The organism is Pseudomonas sp. GM80 (assembly GCF_000282515.1).
Taxonomy (GTDB): domain Bacteria; phylum Pseudomonadota; class Gammaproteobacteria; order Pseudomonadales; family Pseudomonadaceae; genus Aquipseudomonas.
Genome location: NZ_AKJD01000125.1, coordinates 1 through 22,898 on the forward strand (window position 1 = coordinate 1; position 22,898 = coordinate 22,898).

Genomic DNA, 22,898 nt, shown 5'->3' on the forward strand with positions numbered 1-22,898 from the left:
CTGTGTGGCGGCATTCTACAGACGAACGACGGGGTGTCAACCGCTAATCCCATAAAGGGTCAAATAAGTGTGCATTCGCGTCAAACGGTCGCAGGTGGAGGCTTAAGTTTCGGAAATGCAAAGAATTCCTGTTTAGCGATGGCTTCTCTATAAGAAGAGGAAATCGACAAAACAGACGCGCACAAAAAAGGCCACTCTTTCGAGTAGCCTTTTTTGATGTTTGGTTGCGGGAGCCGGATTTGAACCGACGACCTTCGGGTTATGAGCCCGACGAGCTACCAGACTGCTCCATCCCGCGTCTGTGTGTCGGCATTCTACAGAGGAACGCTGGGGTGTCAACCCGCAATCTGGATAAAATCTGTTGAGGTTCAATCGGTTAGCGTTTTTTCTCGGGTGTTTTTCAGGCTGCAGGGCAGGCGTGGCGCGGCTTTCAGCTCTATTGAAGGTCGTTTGTCGATTGAGAAAATAAATTCAAAGCGATTTTCCTACACGTGGAAAAGAACATTCATACCACTGGTGCTATATACAGGTGTCAGTGAGATACTGCCGATCCGGCTCGCCACGTTTCCTTTTCTGACATGACTCAGCGAAAAATCATCCACATCGACTGCGATTGTTTTTACGCCGCCATCGAGATGCGCGATGACCCGCGTCTGGCCGGCAAGCCGTTGGCGGTGGGTGGTTCGGCTGATCGGCGAGGGGTGATCGCCACCTGCAACTATGAAGCGCGGGCATACGGCGTGCGTTCGGCGATGGCGTCGGGGCATGCCTTGAAGCTGTGCCCGGACCTGACCATCGTCAAACCGCGCATGGATGCCTATCGCGAGGCGTCAAAAGAAATCCATACCATCTTCAGCGATTACACCGACCTGATCGAGCCGCTGTCGCTGGATGAAGCCTATCTGGATGTGTCGGACAGCGCGCATTTCGGCGGCAGTGCCACGCGGATTGCCCAAGACATCCGTCGGCGAGTCTCCAATCAATTGCACATCACCGTGTCTGCGGGTGTGGCGCCAAACAAGTTTCTGGCCAAAATCGCTAGCGACTGGAAAAAGCCCAATGGCTTGTTCGTGATTACCCCGGATCAGGTCGAAGACTTTGTCAGCGGCTTGCCGGTGAGCAAGTTGCACGGTGTCGGCAAAGTCACGGCTGACAAACTGGGCAAGCACGGCATCGTCGACTGTTCGCAGCTGCGCGAGTGGGAGAAATTGGCGCTGGTGCGTGAATTCGGTAGCTTCGGCGAGCGTTTGTGGAGTCTGGCGCGTGGGATCGATGATCGCTTGGTGCACAACGACAGTCGGCGTCAGTCGATCAGCGTGGAAAACACCTACGACGTCGATCTGCCGGACTTGCGCAGTTGCCTGGATAAGTTGCCGGAGTTGCTGGAAACCCTGAAAACCCGCATGGCGCGGATCGACAGCAGTTATCGGCCGGGCAAGCCGTTCGTCAAAGTGAAGTTTCATGACTTTACCCAGACGACGCTGGAGCAGGCCGGGGCAGGGCGGGATCTGGGCAGTTATCAGTTGATGCTGACGCAGGCGTTCAATCGCGGGGGGAAACCGGTGCGGTTGTTGGGGGTTGGGGTGCGGCTGGAGGATTTGCGCGGTGGATTTGAGCAGATGGAGTTGTTTGAACGGTAGATTTGCGGCGTATGGCAGATAGTCATCGCGGGCAAGCCCGCTCCCACAGTGTTCGATGGTGAAACACATATTGTGTGAACACCCATAAACCTTGTGGGAGCGGGCTTGCCCGCGATGCCTTTAGCTTTTAGTTCGGTCCCGGATCCGCCACCAGACGCCCGGCATCCTTGGTCAAAGACTTGAGAAACTCAGTCTGCAGCTCAGGATCGTTGCGCGTCAGTTCAATCAGGCTTTGTTCCAGTTCGCTGGCTTCTTCTTCCAGACCCAGTTCCGAAAGACGTTTGACCCGGTGTACCCACTGGCTCACTTCGTCGTCTTCCAGGTCGTCATAAATCAGCCCGTGCGCTTCGAGCAACTTGCCACGCAGGTGACTGCTGATCGCCAGGGATGAGTCGGAATGCACGTCATCCTTAGCGTCCTCGACACTGATCTGCAGTTTGCCGACGTAATTGAGGTCATGCTCAGCGAATGGGCTGTCGAGCAGGTTCACACGCAGCACACCGTTGCGGTCGGTGGTCATGTCGAAGGTCTGTTTGCCAGCCTTGACCTGCACCGGCCGCTCGCTCCACGGCAGGCTCGAATACTCCGTGCGCTTGTCGCGCTGGACTTCATCGATACCTGCAAGGTTTTGCTGCGCACGGCCGTTGGACTGCACGTTCATGAACGGGTTGAGCCCGGCAAAACCGTAACTCAGCCAATCCTTGGTCACGCTGTCCGGCAGGTTGCCGAGTGCAAACACGTTGACCACGTTGGCGCCGACGCCACCGACCACCGCCACCACGCCCAGCGGAATCTCGTAGACCTCGCGCCAAGGCTGGTAAGGCGTGTAGCGATCGTAGCGACGCGTCACTTCGAACTCGGTGACTTCAAAAGTCTTCTGTTCGTTGATCTTCACGCGTCGCTGCGGCAGCTCAAGCTCCTTAGGCTCACCGACATCAATCTGCAGGCTGTGGTCGAGCAATTTACGCTCGACCCGCTCTTCGTGCTCGCTGCGCTGTGACATGTGATTGGCACAGCCGCTGACCAGCAGGGCGCCGCACAGGGCGGTGCCACCGAGGCCTAAGGTGTTTCGCTTGAACATGACGTCTCTATCTGGTTTCAGCGGCGGATACGGGCCTGAAGGAAGGACAGTACGTCGGCGACCGGCAATGCTTGCGCTTCGCCTTCGGTACGACTCTTGTATTCCAGGTTGCCTTCGGCGAGGCCGCGGTCGCTGACCACGATCCGGTGAGGAATGCCGATCAGTTCCATGTCCGCGAACTTGATGCCCGGGCTGGTTTTCTTGTCGCGATCGTCCAGCAGCACTTCGAAGCCGGCCGCCGTCAGTTCGGCGTACAGCTTGTCGGTGGCTTCGCGCACCTGCTCGGTTTCATAACGAAGAGGTACCAGCGCGATCTGGAACGGCGCCAGGGTGTCGCTCCAGATGATGCCGTTGGCGTCGTTGTTCTGCTCGATGGCCGCAGCCACCACGCGGGAAACGCCAATGCCGTAGCAACCCATTTCCAGGGTCACTGGCTTGCCGTTCTCGCCCAGCACTTCGCACTTCATCGCCTTGCTGTACTTGTTGCCCAGCTGGAAGATGTGCCCGACTTCGATGCCGCGTTTGATTTCCAGCGTGCCTTTGCCGTCCGGGCTTGGGTCGCCGGCGACGACGTTACGCAGGTCAGCCACGGTCGGAACCGGCAGATCACGCTCCCAGTTCACGCCGAAGTAGTGCTTGTCGTCGATGTTCGCGCCGATACCGAAGTCGCTCATCAGCTCGACCGAGCGGTCGATGATGATTGGCAGCGGCAGGTTCAGCGGGCCGAGCGAACCGGCGCCGGCGCCAATGGCGTCACGCAGTTCGGCGTCGGTGGCCATGACCAGCGGGCTGGCTACGCCAGGTTGCTGGGCTGCCTTGATTTCGTTGAGTTCGTGGTCGCCACGAATCACCAGCGCGATCAGCTTGCCTTCTTCTTCGGCGCGCACGATCAGGGTCTTGATGGTCTTTTCAATCGGCAGATTGAATTTTTCCACCAGGGTCGCGATGGTTTTGGTGTCTGGCGTATCGACCAGACGCAGCTCTTCAGTCGCAGCGGCGCGCGAGGTTTCGCGTGGCACGGCTTCGGCTTTTTCGATGTTCGCTGCGTAGTCGGAACCGTTGCTGAAAACAATATCGTCTTCGCCGGACTCGGCCAGTACGTGGAATTCGTGCGAACCAGCGCCACCGATCGAACCGTTGTCGGCTTCCACCGGACGGAATTTCAGACCCAGACGCGTGAAGATGTTGCAGTAGGCTTCATGCATGCGGTCGTAGGTGATTTGCAGCGAAACCTGATCCGCGTGGAAGGAGTACGAGTCCTTCATGATGAATTCGCGGCCGCGCATCAAACCGAAGCGTGGACGGATTTCGTCACGGAATTTGGTCTGGATCTGGTACAGGTTGATTGGCAGCTGTTTATAGCTGCTCAACTCGTTGCGCATCAGATCGGTGATCACTTCTTCGTGGGTCGGGCCCGCGCAAAAGTCACGACCGTGGCGGTCTTTGATGCGCAGCAATTCAGGGCCGTATTCTTCCCAGCGCCCCGATTCCTGCCACAGCTCGGCCGGTTGGGTGCTCGGCATCAACACTTCCAGAGAACCGGCAGCGTTCATTTCTTCACGAACGATGGCTTCAACCTTGCGCATCACCCGCAGGCCCATGGGCAGCCAGGTGTACAGGCCGGAGGCGAGCTTGCGGATCATGCCGGCGCGCAGCATCAGCTGATGGCTGATGACGACCGCATCGGAAGGCGTTTCTTTCTGTGTGGCGAGCAAAAATTGACTGGTGCGCATGGTTGGCCGTTGTCGGTTGCTATGACTGGAAATGACGGAGCAGTGTACCGGCGAGTTTTGCTGACGTACAGAAGTGTGGCCGGCGGTGGGGTCCAACGGCGGGATTCCTCCCGCCATTGGCGAAATGTCTTACGACTCTTCCGCGACCGGCGTTGGTACAGGCTCGGGCTTCGGTGTCGGGCCTTCGCGGCGGCTCTCTTGAAACCAGTGCAAGGCGATCAGCACCAGTGTCGGCACGCCCAATAGCGCGGTGATAAGGAAGAAGCTGTGGTAGCCGAATTTCTCGACCAGAACGCCGGAATAGCCGCCCATCAGGCGCGGCAGCAGGAGCATGATCGAGCTGAGCAGGGCGTATTGCGTAGCAGAGAACTTCAGGTTGGTCAGGCTCGACAAATAGGCCACGAACGCCGACGTCGCGAGGCCCGAGCTGAAGTTGTCGAGGGAGATAGTGACCACCAGCATCTGCAGGTCCGGGCCCATGTCGGCGAGCATTACGAACAGCAGGTTGGTGGCTGCCGAAGCGACGCCGCCGATAAACAGAATCGGCAGAATGCCGAAACGCACGATCAGCAGGCCGCCCATGCCGGCGCCGACGAGGGTCATGATCAGGCCAAAGATCTTGCTGACACTGGCGATCTGATCCTTGGTGAAACCCTGGTCGATGTAGAACACGTTGGCCATGACGCCCATCACCGTGTCCGACATCCGATACGTGGCGATCAGTCCGAGCAGCAACAGTGCCTGCCAGCGATAACGCAGGATGAAGTCGTTGACGGGAGTCAACACCGGCGCCAGGCCACGGCGGCCCATGGTCGACAGGCACAGGCCGGTCAGCAGCGTATAAAGAATGGCGCGCAGGAAAGCACGGTCTTCCAGCAGCAGATCGAGTGGACTCATGCCGCCGAACAACACGCTGGCGAAATCAGTGTTGTAGAGTTGCGTGAACATCGCCGGCACGGACACCAGCAGGATGATCAGCACAAACACCGACATCAGTTGATGCATGAAGGTGTAGCGCCCGGCCTGCAATTGCGTGCGCAGTGGCACTGGCGGCTCGCGCATGAACAGCGTGGTCAGCAGCGCCGGTATCATCAGTGCGCCGAACAGCGCATAAGTGCCGGCCCAGGCCGAGTGTTTATAGTTGAAGCCCGTGGAGCCAAAGCCTTCAGCGAAGAACAAGGCGCCGGCAGTCGCCAGCAAGGCTGCCACGCGATAGCCCGACATATAACTGGCGGCGAGGGCCGCCTGGCGGTTGTCTTCGGCGATTTCCAGGCGATAGGCATCCACCGCGATGTCTTGAGTGGCGGAGGCGAATGCGACGACAACGGCGATGGCGATCAACCACGACAGGTGTTTCTGTGGGTCACAGAAACCCATGCCGATCAGCCCGAGTATCACCAGCACTTGTGAGAGCACCAGCCACGAGCGGCGACGGCCAAGCTTGCCCAGCAACGGCAGGCGCCATTGGTCGAGCAGGGGTGACCAGACCCATTTGAACGCATAAGCCAGGCCGATCAGGCTGGCATAGCCGATCGTTTCACGGGCTACGCCGGCTTCACGCAGCCAGACAGATAGCGTTGAAAACACCAGCATGTACGGCAGGCCGGCAGCGAAACCGAGCAACAACAGCACGAGCGTCGAAGGACTGGCATAAGCAGCTAGCGCGGCGCGCCAGGTTTTACGGGGCATGGGCTGAAGTCTGCCTCAAGATTGCGAAAACAAAGCGCGCACTCTAACCGCTGTGCTCTACCGGACGCCAGCCATGGCGCTGAATATCCACACGATTATTCCGGACGGTGATGCCTTCCGTGCGTAATCGCGCCCGTTGTTCATCACCCGACGGGCTGCCCACTGGCAGGCTGATCCGACCGCCGGCGCCCAGTACGCGGTGCCAGGGCAGTTTGGTATCGCCGGGCAACTGACTCAGCGTGCGGCCGACCCAGCGAGCGGCGCGCCCCAATCCGGCGAGTTCGGCCAGCTGACCATAGCTGACGACTTTGCCCTCGGGCACTTGTGCGAGGGTCGAGTAGAGCGCCGTGCGTCGGATTTGCGCATCGTTTTCAACGCTGTCGAGCGGGTCTTTCACGTACGCGGTTCCTGAGCATGAACAGTTTGATGGCTTTCAGAGTAATCCGTGATCGGGTAGTTGAGAAATGAACTCATCGGAAATAGTCCGGTCAGTCCTTGTCAGGGTCTTATTCCTACGGATAATGCCGACCTTTTTTCGCAAACTTGAGCCTCCGATTCGCTTATGTTGTCCAGATCCCTGCTGTGCCTTGCTGTTTTCAGTGCGTCCACGCCCCTGCTTGCCGACACCGTCTGGTTGAAGAACGGTGACAAGCTGAGCGGCACCATTACTGTGTTCGACGGCGGCAAGCTGTTGATTCAGACCAAATACGCCGGGGCGGTCACGATTGACTGGAAAGAGGTGAAGACGCTCGACAGCGATCAGCACTTGCTGGTCAAGCAGGATGCCTACACCGGTGAGGTGTCGAAGTCGCTGACAGCGGCGGAAGATGGCAAGGTCACCCTAGCCAATGGCGAAGCGCCGAAGACCGTCGAACTGGCAAGCATTCAGCAGATTCTCAAACCGAAACCGGTGGTCGAGGATCTGGTCTGGAAGGGCAATGTCGATCTGGCGCTGGACTATCAGCGGGCCGAGAAGGACACCGATGATTACGATGTCGGTTTCAAGACCACGGCGCGGCACGGTCGCTGGCGGCATATCGCCGAGGGTGAGTACAACCGCGAAGTGCAGGATGATGTAACGACCACCGACAACTGGCGCGCTGAATATTCCCTGGACCGCTTCCTCACGGATCAATGGTTCTGGCAGGGCCGTCTGAACTACAAGCGTGATCACATCGAAGAACTGGCTCGCCAGCGTGTGGTCGGTACCGGTCCGGGCTACCAATTCTGGGACGATGAGCTGGGCGCGTTCTCTCTGGGCTCTCTGCTTAACCGCACGGATTACGAATATCGCGATGGCAGCAAGGATAACTTCTATTCCGTCGCCATGAAGTGGGACTACAACCGCTACCTGATCGGCAAGAAGGTCGAGTTCTTCACCAATGGTGAAGTCGGCAAGCCGCTTTCGGGCGTGGCTGATTACGCGCTGGATGCCGAGATGGGCTTGCGCTACAAGGTCACGGAGTGGGCTTCGCTCAATCTCAAGGCTGAGCGTGACATCATCAGTGGCACCAATGATGCTGACTTGAGCAAGACCCGCTACACCGCAGGGTTTGGCGTGGCCTGGTAAGGCATAAAGCAAAAGATCGCAGCCTTCGGCAGCTCCTACATTTAACCCAGTAGGAGCTGCCGAAGGCTGCGATCTTTTTTGGCTGCGCAAAACAGACGCCCACAAAAAAGCCCCGCTTTTAAGGGCGGGGCTCTTTTCTAAAGAAGCTACAAGTTAGATAACTTGTACTTCCTCAGCTTGCATGCCTTTCTGACCGCGGGTAGCGATGAAAGAAACCTGTTGGCCTTCTTTCAGGCTTTTGAAGCCGTCGGATTGGATAGCTTTGAAGTGAACGAACAGGTCGTCACCGGATTGTGGAGTGATGAAGCCGAAGCCTTTTTCATCGTTGAACCACTTAACGGTACCGGTTTGGCGATTAGACATGGTGTAACTCCTTGAACAAAGATAACTGCGACTCAGGAAGAACCCTGGCCGAGACTGAGTGCAAAGAGCAGGAAAAATTCTTGTAGATGGTTGGATCGAAATTCAACATATCGTGTAGAGATTCTCAGTGACACAAGCAGCACAGTGGCGCCACCTTAACCCTTTTTCCGGAACGTGCCAATGCTTCTTGCGAAGGTTTCTTCGATTTAGGGATCGGCGGTGTGACGGTTCGTCGCCAGACCGCGTAAATCATGGGGGATCGCCGAGAATTGCAGTGCGCACTTTGAACGAGGCGGCGCGCCCGGTAAGATGCCGGACAGAATTTTTCCACCTCGCTATTCAGGACACCCCGCCATGAGCATCAAATCGGACAAGTGGATTCGCCGCATGGCGCAGGAACAGGGCATGATCGAGCCGTTCGTCGAGCGCCAGGTGCGCGGCAGCGACGACAGCCGGGTGATCTCCTACGGTGTGTCGAGCTACGGCTACGACGTGCGTTGCACCAATCACTTCAAGGTGTTCACCAACATCAACTCGTCGATCGTCGACCCGAAAAACTTCGATCCGGGCAGCTTCGTCGACGTCCACAGCGATGTCTGCATCATTCCGCCGAACTCGTTCGCGCTGGCCAGCACCGTCGAATACTTCCGCATTCCGCGCAATGTATTGACCATCTGCTTGGGTAAAAGCACCTACGCGCGTTGCGGCATCATCGTCAACGTGACCCCGCTTGAGCCTGAGTGGGAAGGTCACGTGACCCTTGAGTTCTCCAACACCACCAATCTGCCGGCAAAAATCTACGCCAACGAAGGCGTGGCGCAGATGCTCTTCCTCGAATCCGATGAAGAATGTGAAGTTTCCTACAAGGATCGCGGCGGCAAGTACCAGGGCCAGCGTGGCGTGACTCTGCCGCGTACCTGATTGGGTCCATCCGGCGGATGTCGGGAATTCTTTGGCGGGCAGACACTCTATGGGGTGTACTGCCCGTTTTTGCTTGAGGCAAAACGGGCCTTCGCCGAGGAGTGCTTTATGAAGATCGATCCGCATATCAGTGCCGAGCTGGCAAGGCTTGAGCCCAATCAGATTGGCGTTTTGGCCTGGTCCTTGTTGGCACAACCAGCCTTGAGCATGGCCGGTGGAATTCCCGGTCAGCCTGACCCCGACACCCCCAACGAACAGCCAACCGAGCCGGGTGAGCCAACCCTGCCGGACGAACCGCCACCGGCCCCGGTCGCTTGATCACCGCGTAGCTTGTACTTTTGTAGGAGCAAAGCTTGATCGCGAAAATGTCCGCTCATCCACCACGGATGAGTCAGATAGATCGCTTCGCGAGCAAGCTTTGCTCCTACAAGGGCCAAATTTCGTCGTCGCCGATGACGAAGATCCTGCAATTGCTGTCTTTTTCTACCGGATAACCGCCGGTAAACGCACCGAATGCCGGCAGCAGACTGATGCGTTCGCCTAACCTGAAACACGCCAGCCGCAGACTCTGCCGGCCTTTGCCGTGCAGCCGATAGACCGGATGTACGTGGCCGGCCAGTACATGCCGTTCAGCATGCGGATCCGGTTCGTGTTGCAGCGCAAACGGCCCAAGCAGCAGCGGCTCCGGTACCACGCGAATGTTCAATGACGCGGGTGGATCGCCAGCGCGCTTGTCATGATTGCCGCGAATCAGTGTCATCGGCAGATCAACGTGGCGTGAGCGCCACTGCGCCAAGGCGCTCATGGTGCCCGAGGCATGCGAACCGGGGCCGTGAAGGAAGTCGCCGAGAAATATCAATTGCCGACAGGGCAGCTTCGCCAACAGTTGATCAATCACCGCGATGTTACTCGCTGTGGTGCCTTGCGGAACAGGTTGGCCGAGGCTGCGATAGGCAGCGGCCTTGCCGAAATGCACATCGGCGATCAGCAGCGCCTGTTGCGCCGGCCAGTACAGGGCTTTTTCCGGCAACAGCCAGAGCTCTTCTCCCGCCAGGCGCACAGGGTAGGGCGCGCTCATCGCAAGCCACCCTGGTCAGCGCTTTTCTCCAGATCACCGACCATGCGCCTGATCCGGTCAGCGAGCTTTTCCGAGCTCATGCTTTCGCGCATGCGTTCCACCAACAGCGGAAACCCCAACGGCGTAGGACGCTTGATCATATGCACGTCCAGTTTCATCGCGTTGATCCGTTCCAATGTCTGTTCCAGGCGACGAATATCCAGTTCTTCGCGTAGGACTTCTTCCCCTGCTTGGGCGAGCAACAGGTTGTCGGCGTCATATTGTTTGAACACTTGAAAAAACAATCCGCTGGAAGCCTGCACCTGTCGGGTGCTTTTCGGTGCGCCGGGATAGCCGGCGAACACCAGCCCGGCAATTCGGGCGATTTCGCGAAAGCGTCGCAGGGCCAGTTCGCCGGCGTTCAGGCTGGCCAGAACGTCCACCAATAAATCATCAGCATTGAACAGCTCGGCATTCAAATGCTCGGCCCAGTCGATTGGCGTGGCGCTGAGCAATTCCAGACCGTAATCGTTCACCGCAATGGAAAACGTCACGGGCTGGCGCTGACTCACGCGCCAGGCCAGCAGGCTCGCCAGCCCCAAATGCACTTGACGCCCGGCAAAGGGATAGAGGAAAAAATGCCAGCCTTCGCGGGACTTCAGAACCTCGGCCAACAGGTTTTCGATCGTCGGCAAACCCGACCAGCGCACCTGTGTTTCCAGCAATGGGCGCAAGGCCTGCATTTCCGGGCCAGCAAACTCACCTTGCGCGGCGGCACTGAAACGCTTGACCACGGCTTCGGCGAGTTCGTTGGAAAGTGGCATTCGCCCACCATTCCAGCGCGGTACGGCGGCTTTTTTTGCGGTGCTGCGTTTGACGTAAGCCGTCATGTTTTCAACCCGTACCAGTTCCAGCAAACGCCCGGCGAATAGAAATCCATCACCAGGTTTGAGCCGGGCAATAAAGCCTTCCTCAACACTGCCCAACTGCTTGCCGCCGCCACCCTTGCTCCAGAATTTCAGGTTGATGCTGGCGTCGCTGACGATGGTGCCGACACTCATGCGATGGCGCCGTGCCAGGCGCGGATCCGGCACCCGCCAGACACCATGCTCGTCCGGCTCGACCCGGCGATAATCCGGATAGGCTGTCAGAGACATCCCGCCATGGCGTACGAAAGCCAGCGCCCAGGCCCAATCCGCAGGCGTCAGGTCGCGATAAGCCCAGGCACCGCGGACTTCTTCGTACAACTCATCAGGCAGAAAACCGCCACCGAGAGCCATGCTGACCAGATGCTGCACCAGCACATCCAGCGGTTTGTGCGGTGACCGGCGCGGTTCGATGCGCCGTTGCTCGACGGCGTCGCGGGCGGCGGCGGCTTCGATCAGTTCAAGACTGTGCGTCGGCACCAGGGTCACCCGCGAAGTGCGCCCCGGTGCGTGCCCTGAGCGCCCGGCTCGCTGCATCAGGCGTGCGACACCTTTGGCCGAGCCGATTTGCAGCACCCGTTCGACCGGTAGAAAGTCCACACCCAGATCCAGACTTGACGTGCAGACCACGGCTTTCAAAAGACCCTCCTTCAAGGCTTTTTCGACCCAGTCGCGGGTGTCACGGGACAGTGAACTGTGATGCAGTGCGATCAGCCCGGCCCAATCTGGCCGGGCCTCCAGCAAGGCCTGATACCAGATTTCAGACTGCGCCCGGGTATTGGTGAACACCAGTGTGCTGGCGCAGGCATCCAGCTCGGCGACCACCTGCGGCAGCATTTTCAGACCGATGTGCCCGGCCCAGGGAAAACGTTCGGTGGACGGTGGGACAAGGGTGTCGACCTGCAAGGCCTTTTCGCTTTGACCCTGCACGCTGATGCCGCCGCCCTGTGGGATCAGCACCTGCTCGGCGTGGGATTGGTTACCGAGGGTTGCAGAAACGCCCCAGACAATCAGATCGGGTTGCCAGTGACGCAGGCGGGCGAGGGCCAATTGCAGTTGCACACCACGTTTGTTGCCGAGCAGTTCGTGCCATTCATCAACGACGATCATGCGTAGCGACGAGAGCGCGATTTGCGCGTCGGCGCGGGCCAGCAGCAAAGTCAGGCTTTCCGGCGTAGTGATCAGCGTGGTCGGTAGGCGCCGGCTCTGGCGGGCGCGTTCGCTGCTGCTGGTGTCGCCGGTGCGCAGGCCGATGCTCCACGGAATCTGCAGATCGTCGACGGGCGTTTGCAAGGCCCGCGTGGTGTCGGCGGCGAGGGCGCGCATGGGCGTGATCCACAGCACGGTCAGCGGTTCGGCCGGTGATTTGCGTTTGCGCGAGGTTTCGACAATGGCAGCGGGCTTGGCGAAGCGATTGAGCGCAGCGAACCACACTGCATAGGTTTTACCGGCGCCGGTGCTGGCATGCAGCAGCCCGGATTCTCCGCGTTTGACGGCTGTCCAGACCTGTTTCTGAAAGGCGAACGGCTTCCAGTCGCGGGCGCTGAACCAGGTTTTTGCGTGGTCGGTAGATTTCGCCATGCCGGCTGCGCGCGCTCTGGAGGTGTTCTTCCAGTGACCACGCCAGTTAGCGAAAGGTTTAATCAGGATGCCAGTGTAGGAGCTGCCGAAGGCTGCGATCTTTTGATTTTGGTCTTTATAGAACAAGATCAAAAGATCGCAGCCTGCGGCAGCTCCTACATGAGCGAGACGTTACTTCAGGTTACCGCTGAGGAATTGCTTGAGACGCTCGCTTTTCGGGTTACCGAGCACGTCTTCGGGGGCGCCTTCTTCTTCCACCAGGCCTTGGTGCAGGAACAGCACCTGGCTGGAAACCTTGCGGGCGAAGCTCATCTCGTGGGTCACCATGATCATGGTTCGGCCTTCTTCAGCCAGACCTTGAATCACTTTCAACACTTCCCCGACCAACTCCGGATCGAGCGCTGAAGTCGGTTCGTCAAACAGCATGACTTCCGGTTCCATGGCCAACGCCCGCGCAATCGCCACGCGCTGTTGCTGACCGCCCGACAAAAACGCCGGGTACTGATCCGCCACCCGCGCCGGCAAACCGACCTTGTCCAGATAACGCCGGGCGCGGTCGTCGGCTTCCTGTTTGCTGCAACCCAGCACCCGGCGCGGGGCCATGGTGATGTTTTCCAGCACGGTCATGTGGCTCCACAGGTTGAAGTGCTGGAAGACCATTGCCAGACGCGTGCGCAAACGTTGCAGTTCATCGGCGTCGGCGACGTGCATACCGTGACGGTCGGTGACCATGCGGATCGTCTGGCCATCGAGGCTCATGGCGCCGTCGTTGGGTTGTTCGAGAAAGTTGATGCAGCGCAAAAAGGTGCTTTTGCCCGAGCCGCTCGCGCCGATCAGGCTGATCACGTCGCCGGTTTTGGCCTTGAGCGAAACGCCTTTGAGCACCTGATGATCGCCATAGCTTTTGTGCAGGCCTTCAACGGTCAGTTTGTACATGGGACGAACATCCTCAAGGCGAAAGTAGGTAGCCGCTGCGGTAGGCTTCGGCGCCCGCCACGTGGGCGATGACCATGCCGGCAGTGGCCATGCGCCGTAGCGAGCGGGCATATAGCAGGCCGGCGGCGGTGCAATGAATGGGGGTGATCCGATCGTTGATCGGGTCGATGATTTCAGCAATCTGTTGCCCGGCTTCCAGGTGCTGGCCGGCCACCGCCGTGTACACCAGCAGCCCGCCGACCGGCGTGATCACCGGCTCCACACCCGCCAGTGGCGTGGCGGGATACGGCAGCGGCGGCTGCGGTTTGGTTTCGCCAACGATCGCATCGGACTGAATCAAGTAGTCGATCAACGCCTGGCAATCGCGGCTGGCCATCGGGTGATTGACGTCACCTTGACCGCGCAACTCGACGGTCACGGAAAAACTGCCCAGCGGAATCTCGAAGTGTTCGCCGAAACGTTCCTTCAGTTGCCACCACAACAGGGTGAAGCACTCGTCGAACGACTGGCCGCCGGAATCGGTGGCCAACAGGCTTGCCTGGGATTCGATGTAGCGCGCCAGCGGTTCGACCTGCGGCCACGCTTCGGGGGTGGTGTAGAGGTGAACCACCGATTCGAAGTCGCAATGCAAGTCGAGCACCATGTCCGCATCGCAAGCCAGCCGTTGCAGGGTCAGGCGCTGCGATTGCAGTTGGGTGCTGGCGGTCTGGCGGGCGAGGGCGTCGCGCAGATGGCTGCGGATCAATTCGAGGTTGTGCTGCGGATCGTCGCTGAGTTTGCCTTCGATGGCGTTGCCGATCTCTTCACTGAGGTCGACAAACCAGCGGTTGAAGTTCTGCCCGCTCTCCAGTTCGTAGCGGCCCAGCGGCACGTCCATCAGCACTTGTTCGAGGCCGACCGGGTTGGCCACTGGCACCAGCACGATCTGGCTGCGCAGGCGGCCGGCGGCTTCCAGCTCGGCCAGCCGCTGTTTGAGGTGCCAGGCGACGAGCATGCCCGGCAGTTCGTCGGCATGCAGCGAGGACTGAATGTAAACCTTGCCCTTGGCCTGCTCCGGGCCGAAGTGGAAGCTGTGGATCTGTCGTGCGGTCCCCGGCAGCGGGGCCAGCAAGTCATGGATCAGGTGGCGCATTGGCATCTCTTTTTTCTGGGGCCGGTCCTAGTGAGTCGGGCCGAGGAAGGCCAGCCATCGGCGTTCGGCAAGGCGGAACAGGCCGACCAGCGCAAAGGTAATGGTCAGGTAGATCAGCGCGGCGATACCGAACGACTGAAAGGTCAGGAAGGTCGCCGAGTTGGCGTCCCGCGCGACTTTCAGGATGTCGGGGATGGTCGCGGTGAAAGCCACCGTGGTCGAGTGCAGCATAAGGATCACTTCGTTGCTGTAGTAAGGCAACGAACGGCGTAAGGCCGACGGCATGATCACGTAGGCATACAGCTTCCAGCCTGTCAGACCATAGGCCTTGGCCGCTTCGACTTCGCCGTGGTTCATGCTGCGGATCGCCCCGGCGAAAATCTCCGTGGTGTAAGCGCAGGTGTTGAGGGCGAAAGCGAGGATCGTGCAGTTCATCGCATCGCGAAAGAAGCTGTCGAGCAATGGCTGCGCACGCACGGCGGCGAGGCTATAAATCCCGGTGTAGCAAATCAGCAACTGGATATACAGCGGCGTGCCGCGGAACAGGTAGGTGTAGAACTGCACCGGCCAGCGAATGTAGAAGTGCGGCGACACCCGCGCGATCGACAACGGAATCGACACAAGGAAACCGATAACGATTGAGGCCGTGAGCAGCCACATCGTCATCGCCAGCCCAGTGATGTTCTGGCCGTCGGTATAAAGGAAGGCGCGCCAGTATTCCTGCAGAAGTTCGATCATCGTACGGCCTCCCGGGAACCGGCGGCATAACGGCGTTCGAGCCAGCGCAGAATGAAGTTCGACGCACTGGTGATCAGCAGATAAATCAACGCGGCGAGTACCAGAAAGTAGAACAGTTGATAGGTGCTTTTACCGGCGTCCTGTGCGGCTTTGACCAGGTCGGCGAGGCCGATGATCGACACCAGCGCGGTGGCTTTTAGCATCACCATCCAGTTGTTGCCGATGCCCGGCAGGGCGAAGCGCATCATTTGCGGAAACACCACGTAGCGAAAGCGCTGACCGCGTTTGAGGCCATAGGCGGTCGCAGCTTCAACCTGACCGCGCGGCACCGCGAGGATCGCGCCGCGAAAAGTCTCGGTGAAATACGCGCCATAAATGAAGCCCAGGGTCAGCACCCCGGCGCTGAACGGGTTGATCTCGATGTATTCCCATTCCATGTAGTCGGTCAGCGATGTCAGCCAGGTTTGCAGGCTGTAGAAAATCAGCAGCATCAGCACCAGATCCGGCACCCCGCGAATCAGCGTGGTGTAGAGCTGAGCAGGCAGGCGCACCAGTTTGATCTTTGACAGTTTGGCACTGGCGCCGAGCAGGCCGAGCAACACGGCCACCAGCAGCGACAACGCCGATAATTTGATGGTCATCCAGGTGCCTTCCAGCAGCAAAGGACCAAAGCCCTTGAGGCTGAAGGCGGAGAGCCCCAGATTTTGCAGGAGGGTTTCGAACATAAATCAGCAACCTGAGCGGATGGAAAAGGCGCCCATCGAAGATGGGCGCCGAGGCATTATTTGCCGCTGTACAGATTCAGATCGCCAAAGTGTTTCTTTTGAATCTCGGCGTATTTGCCGTCATCGTGTAACGCTTTGATACCTTTATCTAAAAGCGCCTTCAGCTCAGTGTTACCTTTCTTAATACCGACAGCGGTCTTGGCCGGCAGCAATTCGTTGTCGACTGGCTTGCTGACGTCATAGTCGGCGCCCTGTGGCGACTTCAAGAAGCCCAGTTCGGCTTGCAGCATGTCCTGGATACCGGCGTCGAGACGGCCGGACGTCAGGTCGGAATACACCTGATCCTGGTTCTGATAGGCCTGGGTTTTCACCCCGGCCTTGTCCAGCACGGCTTTGGCGTAGGCTTCTTGAATGGTGCCTTGCTCGTAGCCAACGGTTTTACCCTTCAGCGACGCAACGTCTGCGGTGATCCCCGAACCTTTTTTCGACACGTAAGCGGTCGGGCCGGAGAACAGCTCGCTGGAGAAGTCGATGACTTTCTCGCGGGCCGGGGTCACGGTCATCGACGAGATCACACCGTCGAACTTATTGGCTTTGAGGCCCGGAATCATGCCGTCGAAGTCACTTTCGACCCACTTGCACTTGACCTTCAGTTCGGCGCAAATCGCGTTGCCCAGGTCGATGTCGAAGCCCACCAGGCTGCCGTCGGCCGCTTTCGACTCAAACGGTGCATACGAAGGGTCAACGCCAAAGCGCAGCTCTTTGTATTCCTTGGCCAGCGCGGAGCCAGCGGCCATGCACAACGCCAGTGCAGAAAGGGTCAGCAATGCTTTTTTCATTATTCAATCCCTAAGAACCAATATGAGCGCTTGTGGCGCAGAATTATTGTTACTGGAACGCGTACGACCTATAGAAAGTAGCAATTTCCGAACCATAGTCCCGAACAAGTGTTTTAAAAGGTTGGGCGGGGGGCGGCGAGGGGGATGGAATGCCCGGAAATGGGCATTGCGATTTCGTTGCACCCTTTCGGATCAAACCCCAGGTTTTGCGGGATGTGATTTCCCTGTGGTGCAGTGATTCATCTGTGGCGAGGGGATTTAGCGAAACGTCGCACCGCCCCGTTGGGCTGCGAAGCGGCCCCCAGCATTTCTACTGGAGAACCGCATACTCAGGTTTTACGACTGCTTCGCACCCGAACGGGGATAAATCCCCTCGCCACAGGGGTTATTTATCGCCTGAGAAAGAAGGTCAGGCCAGCAGGTCTTGCAGGGTGGCGAGGCTGTCCGCTTCATCCACGGTTTTATCCTGGCGCCAGCGCAACATCCTCGGAAAACGCACGGCAATTCCGCTCTTGTGCCGCCGCGACAGGGCGATGCCTTCAAACCCCAGCTCAAACACCAGACTCGGTTTCACGCTACTCACCGGCCCAAATTTCTCCACCGTGGTCTTGCGCACGATGCTGTCGACCTGACGCATCTCCGCATCCGTCAGTCCCGAATACGCCTTGGCAAACGGCACCAGCGCCCGCTGGCTCGACTCTGGCGGCCCATCCCACACGGCAAAGGTGTAATCGCTGTACAAACTGGCGCGCCGACCATGCCCGCGTTGCGCGTAAATCAACACCGCATCGACGCTGAACGGATCAACCTTCCACTTCCACCAGACGCCCATGTCCTTGGTACGGCCAACGCCGTACAGCGAATCCCGCGCTTTGAGCATCATCCCTTCGACGCCCAAACGCCGGGAGGCCTCGCGCTGGCGGGCAAGGTCGAACCAGTCGTTGCCGGTCAGCACGGGCGAGGGCAGTAACACCGGACTGTTACAGCGCGCGATGACCTCTTCCAATTGTGCTCGGCGTTTGGCCTGTGGCTGATTGCGCCAGTCCTCGCCCTGCCATTCCAGCAAATCGTAGGCGAGCACCACCACCGGCACCTCTTCGAGGATTTTCTTGTCGAGGGTTTTGCGGCCGATGCGCTGTTGCAGCAGGGCGAACGGCTGCACCGCTGGCGGCTCTGTCGATTGCGGATCGAAGGCATCTTCGGTGGTGGGGTGAGTGCTTTTCCACACAACGATTTCGCCGTCGATCACCGTGCCATCCGGCAAGCCGTGCACCAGCACATCCAGCTCGGGAAAACGCTCGGTGACCAGTTCCTCGCCGCGTGACCATACCCACAATTTGCCGTCGCGCTTGACCACTTGCGCGCGGATGCCATCCCATTTCCATTCAATCTGCCAATTACTCGCCGGGCCGATCAGCGCTTCAAACTCTTCAACCGGTTGCGACAACGCGTGGGCGAGGAAAAACGGGTAGGGCTGACCGCCGCGCTGGGCGTGTTCGTCAGCGGATTCAGGGGCGATCAGTTTCAGGTAGCTGGCGGCGTTCGGGCGGTTCGACAGATCGGTGTAACCCACCAGCCGCTGTGCCACGCGTTTGCTGTCCAGGCCGGCCATCGACGCCAGCGCGCGGGTGACGAGCAATTTCGACACGCCGACACGAAAGCTGCCGGTGATCAGTTTGATGCACAGCATCAGGCTCGACCGATCCAGTTGTGTCCACAGATCAGGCAACTGGCGCGAGAGGAACTCCGGGGTTTCACCGCGCAATGGCAGCAGTTTGTCTTCAATCCATTCGGCGAGGCCGGCGTCGGAGCTGTGCAAGTTTTCCGGAAGCACCAGCGAAATGGTTTCCGCCAGATCGCCGACTGACTGATAACTCTCTTCGAACAGCCAAGGTTCGAGGCCGGACATGTCCACGGCAATCTCGCGCAGAATGCGCACCGGCACCAATTGCCGAGGCCGTCCACCGGACAAAAAGTACACCGCCCACGCCGCGTCCTGCGGCGCCGCCTGGGCGAAGTAAGCTTGCATCGCTGCCAGTTTGGCGTTGCTTGAAGTGGTGGCGTCGAGCTCGGCGTACAACTCGGCGAAGGCTTTCATGTTGGCGTCTCGGCGACAGTGGGTTCGGCGGCGATGTTGTCTTCCTCGTCATCGCCGTATTCAGTGTTGAAGCCTTGGGCATCGAGGCCTTGCTCGCGCAGATGGCGCACCAGCACGCCGATCGAGCCGTGCGTGACCATCACCCGTTCGGCGCCGGTCTGGTTGATCGCCCATAACAGGCCGGGCCAGTCGGCGTGATCGGAGAGCACGAAACCGCGATCGACGCCGCGCCGCCGGCGGGTGCCGCGCAAGCGCATCCAGCCACTGGCGAAGGCATCGCTGAAGTCGCCAAAGCGGCGCATCCAGCTACTGCCGCCGGCCGAGGGTGGGGCGATGACCAAAGCCTGACGCATGAGCGGATCATTTTTGCTGACGTCACCGGCGTAAATCGTCGGCGGCAGATACACGCCTGCTTCGCGGTACACGCGGTTCAGCGGCTCGACCGCACCATGGCTGAGAATCGGCCCGAGGCTTTCGTCGATGCCGTGGAGAATCCGCTGGGCCTTGCCGAACGAATAGCAGAACAGCACGCTGGCCTTGCCGGCGGCGATGTTGGCTGCCCACCACTGATTGATCTCGGCGAAGATTTGCGCCTGCGGCTGCCAGCGATAGATCGGCAGGCCGAAGGTCGATTCAGTGATGAAGGTGTGGCAGCGCACCGGTTCGAAGGGCGCACAGGTGCCATCCGGCTCGACCTTGTAATCACCGGACGCGACCCAGACTTCACCGCCGTATTCGAGACGCACCTGTGCGGAGCCGAGCACGTGGCCGGCGGGGTGAAAACTCAGGGTGACGCCATGGTGGGTGAGGCGTTGGCCGTAAGCGAGGGTTTGCAGATTGATGTCCTGGCCCAGACGCGCGCGCAAAATCCCTTCGCTGGCGCTGCTGGAAAGGTAATGCTGATTGCCCGTGCGGGCATGATCGCCGTGGGCATGGGTGATCACCGAGCGCTCGACGGGGCGCCAGGGGTCGATGTAGAAATCACCCGCAGGGCAATAAAGACCTTCGGGACGCGCGATAACAAGGTCCATGTCGTTACCAGAATGGGGGGCTTGTTAGCTATGAGGCTGGCGCTGGGCTGGAAGTTCTATCGACTTTTTCGCGGGGGTAAAAAGCAAAAGATCGCAGCCTGCGGCAGCTCCTACACCGATCAATGTAGGAGCTGCCGAAGGCTGCGATCTTTTGATCTTGCCGTTACTTGCCCGGGGTAAGAGTCAAACGAGTTTTGCCATACACCCGGTCAAAGTTCTGCGGCTGCATCGGCAAACCGATGTATTGCCCCTTCAACCACGCATCAATCCCGTTGAGGTAATTCGGGCTGACCGGATTCCCCGATTGCCCTGTACCGTTCTGGCCCATCAGCGGTTCAGCCTGACCGAAGTCGACGATGAAACGCATCGAAGGTGCACGGCTGGTGGTGAAATCCTGGCCCCAGGCGAACGCCGAAGTGTTCAACGTGGTGTGATCGCCACCCGCCGCCAGTGAGCCACGCACGTTCTGGCCATTGCTGTTTTTCCAGGTATAGCTGTGCAATTTGCCCCACTGCCAAGCCTTGTGATCGCCGCCCAGTTGACTGTCGCCCGCGCTGATCGCGGCGGCCAGACTGCGGGCGAGAATCAGCGCTTTGTCTTCTTTCTGCGGCGTGCGAATGTCGTCCCAGAACGGGCTGTCTTCGCGCCCCAGCAGGTGATCGGCCTGTGCCGCGTAGGACAAATCACCGTTGGCGATAAACGCTTTCCACGCCGGGCTCGATTCCGGACCCAGTTCGTCGAGGAAGATCTGCTTCATGCTTTCCTGCAGGAACAGCTCATAAATCGCCGCGTCCGCCGAGGTCGGGCTGAGCTTGCCGTCGAACGCCATCAACCGCGTGAAAGCCTCGCGCGCCTTGCTGCGATCCGCTTCCGGCAGGGCATCTATCGCCTGTTTCAGCGGTTGCTTCATGCCCGGAGCTTCGAAGACTTTCTTCAGCTTGGCAGCAAACGTGGTGGTCTGGTCGTACTGCATGGCGATCACGCTGCGGCTGTCATGCTTGCCGCTGCCGGCCAGTTCAGCCAGGCGTTCGCCACGCTCCGGTGCGGCCCAGGAATTGGACAGCTGCATGCCGTAACCGTGAGGAATCACGCGCTGGTTGGCGGTGCCGAGCCAGCCTTGCGCCGGGTCCTGATCGTAGGGGTGCAGCATCGGGTCGGCGTAACCGTCCCAGTCGTAGCGACCTTCCCAGCCCGGCGAGGGCAGCAGGCCTTCGCCTTCACGGCGATTGGGGTAGCGGCCGGTGACTTGCCAGCCAATGTTGCTCGCGTCGGCGAACACCAGATTCAGCGCGATGGCGCGGATTTCACGGCTGGCGTCTGATGCACGTTCAACGGTTTGTGCACGGGTCAGATCAAAAAAGGCGTCCAGCGACTTGTCGTCGGTGAAGCTCGGCGTCTGCAACGCTACGCCGAAACCATTGCCTTGCGCGGCAGCCTGGGCGCTATTGAGCAGCGCACCGTGACGGGTTTCGTACACCGCTTCGCGAACCGGTCGCTGGCCTTTGACGAAGTAGGTTTCGTTGCGCACGCCCAGCGGCTGCCATTTGCCGTTGACCTCATAGGCCAGGCTGCTGCCCTGACGACGGATTTTTTCCAGAAACAGGTCCTGGTTGTCGCCGAGCACGCTGGTCATGCTCCACGCCACTTTGCCGTTGAAACCACCCAGTACCAGCGGCAAACCGGCAACGGTCACACCCGCCGCCTGATATTTCGGTGCGCGGATCTGCACGAAGCTCCACAGCGAAGGCGCAGCCAGCGGCCCGTGGGCATCGCTGGCCAGAATGCTCTTGCCGCTGCGGCTGCGTTGCGGGGCGATCGCCCAGTTGTTGGAAGAGGTCGTGCCCAACAGGTTCAGCGCCGACAGTTGCTGGCTGGCGCTGCTCAGTTCAGTCAGACCGGGGATCTGCCCGTTGAGCTTGAGGCCTTGCAGCTTGTCGGCTTCGGCCAGCGGCAGGTTTTCATCGGGAGCGGACGGCGTCAGCCAGGCGAGTTTGTCGGTGGTCACGGTTTGCGCGAGCACCAGCGCGGAAATTTCTTCCGGCAGGTTGGCCGACTGGCTGAAATTCAGCAGGGCAAAAATCAGCGCCGAGTCTTCGGGTTTCCAGTATTCGGGCTTGTAGCCGCTGGAGGCGAGGTCACCCGGCAGTTTGTCGGCGTAGCGGAACAGGTAGGCATTGACGCCCCGCGCATAGACTTCGAAGAAGCGCTTGAGGCGTGGCGATGAGGCTTTATACAGCTCGCCGGCGCTTTTCTTCAGGTTGACCGCGCGCATGTAGCGGTCAGCATCGAGCATCGACGCACCGGACATTTCCGCCAGACGGCCCTGAGCCAGCAGGCGCAAGGTAACCATCTGGTTGATGCGATCGCTGGCGTGGACGTAGCCGAGGCTGAACAGCGCGTCGTGGAAGGTATTACTTTCGATCAACGGCATGCCCATGGCATTGCGTCGCACCGACACGTTCTGCGCCAGGCCCTTGAGCGGTTGCACGCCGGAGGTCGGCGGGAGGGTGTCCTGAGCGTTCCAGGTCTGGCAACCGGACAGGCCCAAAACACCGGCCACTGCTGCGGCAACGCCGAACCGGGGAAGAAAATGTGTGAGGGCTGGCGAGGCCATGGCAAAGCTCCTGCGGGGGGGTAGCGTCAGTAAAGGCGCTACGTTAGTGAGCAGGAGGATGCCGCGCAAGCGGGGGCGGGGGTTATTTCAGGTTTTGTCTGATAAACCGTTCACCTGAGGACAACACAACACCTGTGGCGAGGGGATTTATCCCCGTTGGGCTGCGAAGCGGCCCTGATTCCTGCAACCAGGATAAGTCTGGCACACCGTGATTGCAGTTTTTG

Annotated in this window: 19 protein-coding genes and 1 tRNA gene; 4 read left to right on the plus strand and 16 right to left on the minus strand. The window is 59.4% G+C overall.

The window, feature by feature from the left end; genetic code table 11:
* Window positions 1-221: 221 nt before the first annotated feature.
* Window positions 222-298: transfer RNA gene (locus PMI37_RS19135), tRNA-Met, on the minus strand.
* A 280-nt stretch (window positions 299-578) separates the two neighbouring features.
* Here PMI37_RS19135 and dinB point away from each other — a divergent pair.
* Entirely contained in the window at window positions 579-1,640 is a 1,062-nt protein-coding gene (gene dinB, locus PMI37_RS19140; RefSeq protein WP_008083880.1) for a DNA polymerase IV, read from the plus strand.
* Between the two features lie 127 nt (window positions 1,641-1,767).
* Here the strand turns inward: dinB and PMI37_RS19145 are convergent, their stop codons facing one another.
* The 4 genes from PMI37_RS19145 to PMI37_RS19160 all read right to left on the minus strand — a co-directional run bounded on the left by PMI37_RS19145 (window position 1,768) and on the right by PMI37_RS19160 (window position 6,540).
* Window positions 1,768-2,721 (minus strand): hypothetical protein, encoded by a 954-nt coding sequence (locus PMI37_RS19145; RefSeq protein ID WP_008083883.1) that lies wholly within the window; start codon window positions 2,719-2,721, stop codon window positions 1,768-1,770.
* A gap of 17 nt (window positions 2,722-2,738) precedes the next feature.
* Complete coding sequence (locus tag PMI37_RS19150) at window positions 2,739-4,454, minus strand: proline--tRNA ligase (RefSeq protein ID WP_008083884.1); 1,716 nt, start codon at window positions 4,452-4,454, stop codon at window positions 2,739-2,741.
* A 129-nt stretch (window positions 4,455-4,583) separates the two neighbouring features.
* Window positions 4,584-6,143: an AmpG family muropeptide MFS transporter gene (locus PMI37_RS19155; protein ID WP_008083885.1), complete on the minus strand. Its 1,560-nt coding sequence runs from the start codon at window positions 6,141-6,143 to the stop codon at window positions 4,584-4,586.
* A gap of 43 nt (window positions 6,144-6,186) precedes the next feature.
* A complete protein-coding gene (locus PMI37_RS19160; RefSeq protein ID WP_008083886.1) occupies window positions 6,187-6,540 on the minus strand; it encodes an MGMT family protein in 354 nt (117 codons plus the stop codon).
* 165 nt (window positions 6,541-6,705) lie between these two features.
* On the opposite strand from PMI37_RS19160, the gene PMI37_RS19165 reads away from it, so the two are divergent.
* Entirely contained in the window at window positions 6,706-7,713 is a 1,008-nt protein-coding gene (locus tag PMI37_RS19165) for a DUF481 domain-containing protein (protein ID WP_008083887.1), read from the plus strand.
* A 153-nt stretch (window positions 7,714-7,866) separates the two neighbouring features.
* On the opposite strand, the gene PMI37_RS19170 is transcribed toward PMI37_RS19165, so the two are convergent.
* Window positions 7,867-8,076 (minus strand): cold-shock protein, encoded by a 210-nt coding sequence (locus tag PMI37_RS19170; protein WP_002554837.1) that lies wholly within the window; start codon window positions 8,074-8,076, stop codon window positions 7,867-7,869.
* Between the two features lie 354 nt (window positions 8,077-8,430).
* Between PMI37_RS19170 and dcd the strand changes: the two genes are divergently transcribed.
* Window positions 8,431-8,997 carry a dCTP deaminase gene (gene dcd / locus PMI37_RS19175; protein ID WP_008083888.1) on the plus strand — a complete coding sequence of 189 codons (567 nt, stop codon included), beginning with the start codon at window positions 8,431-8,433 and terminating at the stop codon, window positions 8,995-8,997.
* Window positions 8,998-9,105: 108 nt separating this feature from the next.
* Complete coding sequence (locus tag PMI37_RS19180; RefSeq protein WP_008083889.1) at window positions 9,106-9,315, plus strand: hypothetical protein; 210 nt, start codon at window positions 9,106-9,108, stop codon at window positions 9,313-9,315.
* A gap of 106 nt (window positions 9,316-9,421) precedes the next feature.
* On the opposite strand, the gene pdeM is transcribed toward PMI37_RS19180, so the two are convergent.
* From pdeM to PMI37_RS19230, 10 genes are all read right to left on the minus strand, one after another.
* On the minus strand, window positions 9,422-10,075 hold the full coding sequence (gene pdeM, locus PMI37_RS19185) for a ligase-associated DNA damage response endonuclease PdeM (RefSeq protein ID WP_008083893.1): 654 nt from the start codon (window positions 10,073-10,075) through the stop codon (window positions 9,422-9,424).
* Window positions 10,072-12,561, minus strand: a complete 2,490-nt coding sequence (locus PMI37_RS19190; RefSeq protein ID WP_045123198.1) for a ligase-associated DNA damage response DEXH box helicase — start codon at window positions 12,559-12,561, stop codon at window positions 10,072-10,074. The genes pdeM and PMI37_RS19190 overlap by 4 nt, the downstream gene beginning before the upstream one ends.
* A gap of 171 nt (window positions 12,562-12,732) precedes the next feature.
* Window positions 12,733-13,497, minus strand: a complete 765-nt coding sequence (locus tag PMI37_RS19195; protein ID WP_008083895.1) for an ABC transporter ATP-binding protein — start codon at window positions 13,495-13,497, stop codon at window positions 12,733-12,735.
* Between the two features lie 13 nt (window positions 13,498-13,510).
* Complete coding sequence (locus PMI37_RS19200; RefSeq protein ID WP_008083896.1) at window positions 13,511-14,629, minus strand: succinylglutamate desuccinylase/aspartoacylase family protein; 1,119 nt, start codon at window positions 14,627-14,629, stop codon at window positions 13,511-13,513.
* 27 nt (window positions 14,630-14,656) lie between these two features.
* Window positions 14,657-15,367 (minus strand): ABC transporter permease, encoded by a 711-nt coding sequence (locus tag PMI37_RS19205; protein ID WP_008083897.1) that lies wholly within the window; start codon window positions 15,365-15,367, stop codon window positions 14,657-14,659.
* The gene (locus PMI37_RS19210; RefSeq protein ID WP_008083898.1) at window positions 15,364-16,092 is read right to left on the minus strand and encodes an ABC transporter permease; all 729 of its coding nucleotides are present in this window, start codon (window positions 16,090-16,092) and stop codon (window positions 15,364-15,366) included. The genes PMI37_RS19205 and PMI37_RS19210 overlap by 4 nt, the downstream gene beginning before the upstream one ends.
* Before the next feature lie 56 nt (window positions 16,093-16,148).
* Complete coding sequence (locus tag PMI37_RS19215; protein WP_008083900.1) at window positions 16,149-16,931, minus strand: transporter substrate-binding domain-containing protein; 783 nt, start codon at window positions 16,929-16,931, stop codon at window positions 16,149-16,151.
* A gap of 409 nt (window positions 16,932-17,340) precedes the next feature.
* On the minus strand, window positions 17,341-19,029 hold the full coding sequence (locus tag PMI37_RS19220) for an ATP-dependent DNA ligase (protein WP_008083903.1): 1,689 nt from the start codon (window positions 19,027-19,029) through the stop codon (window positions 17,341-17,343).
* A complete protein-coding gene (locus PMI37_RS19225; protein ID WP_008083904.1) occupies window positions 19,026-20,060 on the minus strand; it encodes a ligase-associated DNA damage response exonuclease in 1,035 nt (344 codons plus the stop codon). Before PMI37_RS19225 ends, PMI37_RS19220 begins: the two co-directional genes overlap by 4 nt.
* Window positions 20,061-20,223: 163 nt before the next feature.
* Window positions 20,224-22,674, minus strand: a complete 2,451-nt coding sequence (locus PMI37_RS19230; RefSeq protein WP_008083906.1) for a penicillin acylase family protein — start codon at window positions 22,672-22,674, stop codon at window positions 20,224-20,226.
* Window positions 22,675-22,898: the final 224 nt, after the last annotated feature.

What these genes read in the sequence shown, in the direction of transcription:
- PMI37_RS19150 (WP_008083884.1), bottom strand. Translation starts at nt 4,454, where the DNA reads ATGCGCACCAGTCAATTTTTGCTCGCCACACAGAAAGAAACGCCTTCC.
- PMI37_RS19210 (WP_008083898.1), bottom strand. Translation starts at nt 16,092, where the DNA reads ATGTTCGAAACCCTCCTGCAAAATCTGGGGCTCTCCGCCTTCAGCCTC.
- PMI37_RS19205 (WP_008083897.1), bottom strand. Translation starts at nt 15,367, where the DNA reads ATGATCGAACTTCTGCAGGAATACTGGCGCGCCTTCCTTTATACCGAC.
- dcd (WP_008083888.1), top strand. Translation starts at nt 8,431, where the DNA reads ATGAGCATCAAATCGGACAAGTGGATTCGCCGCATGGCGCAGGAACAG.
- PMI37_RS19180 (WP_008083889.1), top strand. Translation starts at nt 9,106, where the DNA reads ATGAAGATCGATCCGCATATCAGTGCCGAGCTGGCAAGGCTTGAGCCC.
- PMI37_RS19195 (WP_008083895.1), bottom strand. Translation starts at nt 13,497, where the DNA reads ATGTACAAACTGACCGTTGAAGGCCTGCACAAAAGCTATGGCGATCAT.
- PMI37_RS19155 (WP_008083885.1), bottom strand. Translation starts at nt 6,143, where the DNA reads ATGCCCCGTAAAACCTGGCGCGCCGCGCTAGCTGCTTATGCCAGTCCT.
- PMI37_RS19225 (WP_008083904.1), bottom strand. Translation starts at nt 20,060, where the DNA reads ATGGACCTTGTTATCGCGCGTCCCGAAGGTCTTTATTGCCCTGCGGGT.
- PMI37_RS19200 (WP_008083896.1), bottom strand. Translation starts at nt 14,629, where the DNA reads ATGCGCCACCTGATCCATGACTTGCTGGCCCCGCTGCCGGGGACCGCA.
- PMI37_RS19165 (WP_008083887.1), top strand. Translation starts at nt 6,706, where the DNA reads ATGTTGTCCAGATCCCTGCTGTGCCTTGCTGTTTTCAGTGCGTCCACG.
- PMI37_RS19170 (WP_002554837.1), bottom strand. Translation starts at nt 8,076, where the DNA reads ATGTCTAATCGCCAAACCGGTACCGTTAAGTGGTTCAACGATGAAAAA.
- PMI37_RS19145 (WP_008083883.1), bottom strand. Translation starts at nt 2,721, where the DNA reads ATGTTCAAGCGAAACACCTTAGGCCTCGGTGGCACCGCCCTGTGCGGC.
- dinB (WP_008083880.1), top strand. Translation starts at nt 579, where the DNA reads ATGACTCAGCGAAAAATCATCCACATCGACTGCGATTGTTTTTACGCC.
- PMI37_RS19190 (WP_045123198.1), bottom strand. Translation starts at nt 12,561, where the DNA reads ATGGCGAAATCTACCGACCACGCAAAAACCTGGTTCAGCGCCCGCGAC.
- PMI37_RS19220 (WP_008083903.1), bottom strand. Translation starts at nt 19,029, where the DNA reads ATGAAAGCCTTCGCCGAGTTGTACGCCGAGCTCGACGCCACCACTTCA.
- pdeM (WP_008083893.1), bottom strand. Translation starts at nt 10,075, where the DNA reads ATGAGCGCGCCCTACCCTGTGCGCCTGGCGGGAGAAGAGCTCTGGCTG.
- PMI37_RS19230 (WP_008083906.1), bottom strand. Translation starts at nt 22,674, where the DNA reads ATGGCCTCGCCAGCCCTCACACATTTTCTTCCCCGGTTCGGCGTTGCC.
- PMI37_RS19215 (WP_008083900.1), bottom strand. Translation starts at nt 16,931, where the DNA reads ATGAAAAAAGCATTGCTGACCCTTTCTGCACTGGCGTTGTGCATGGCC.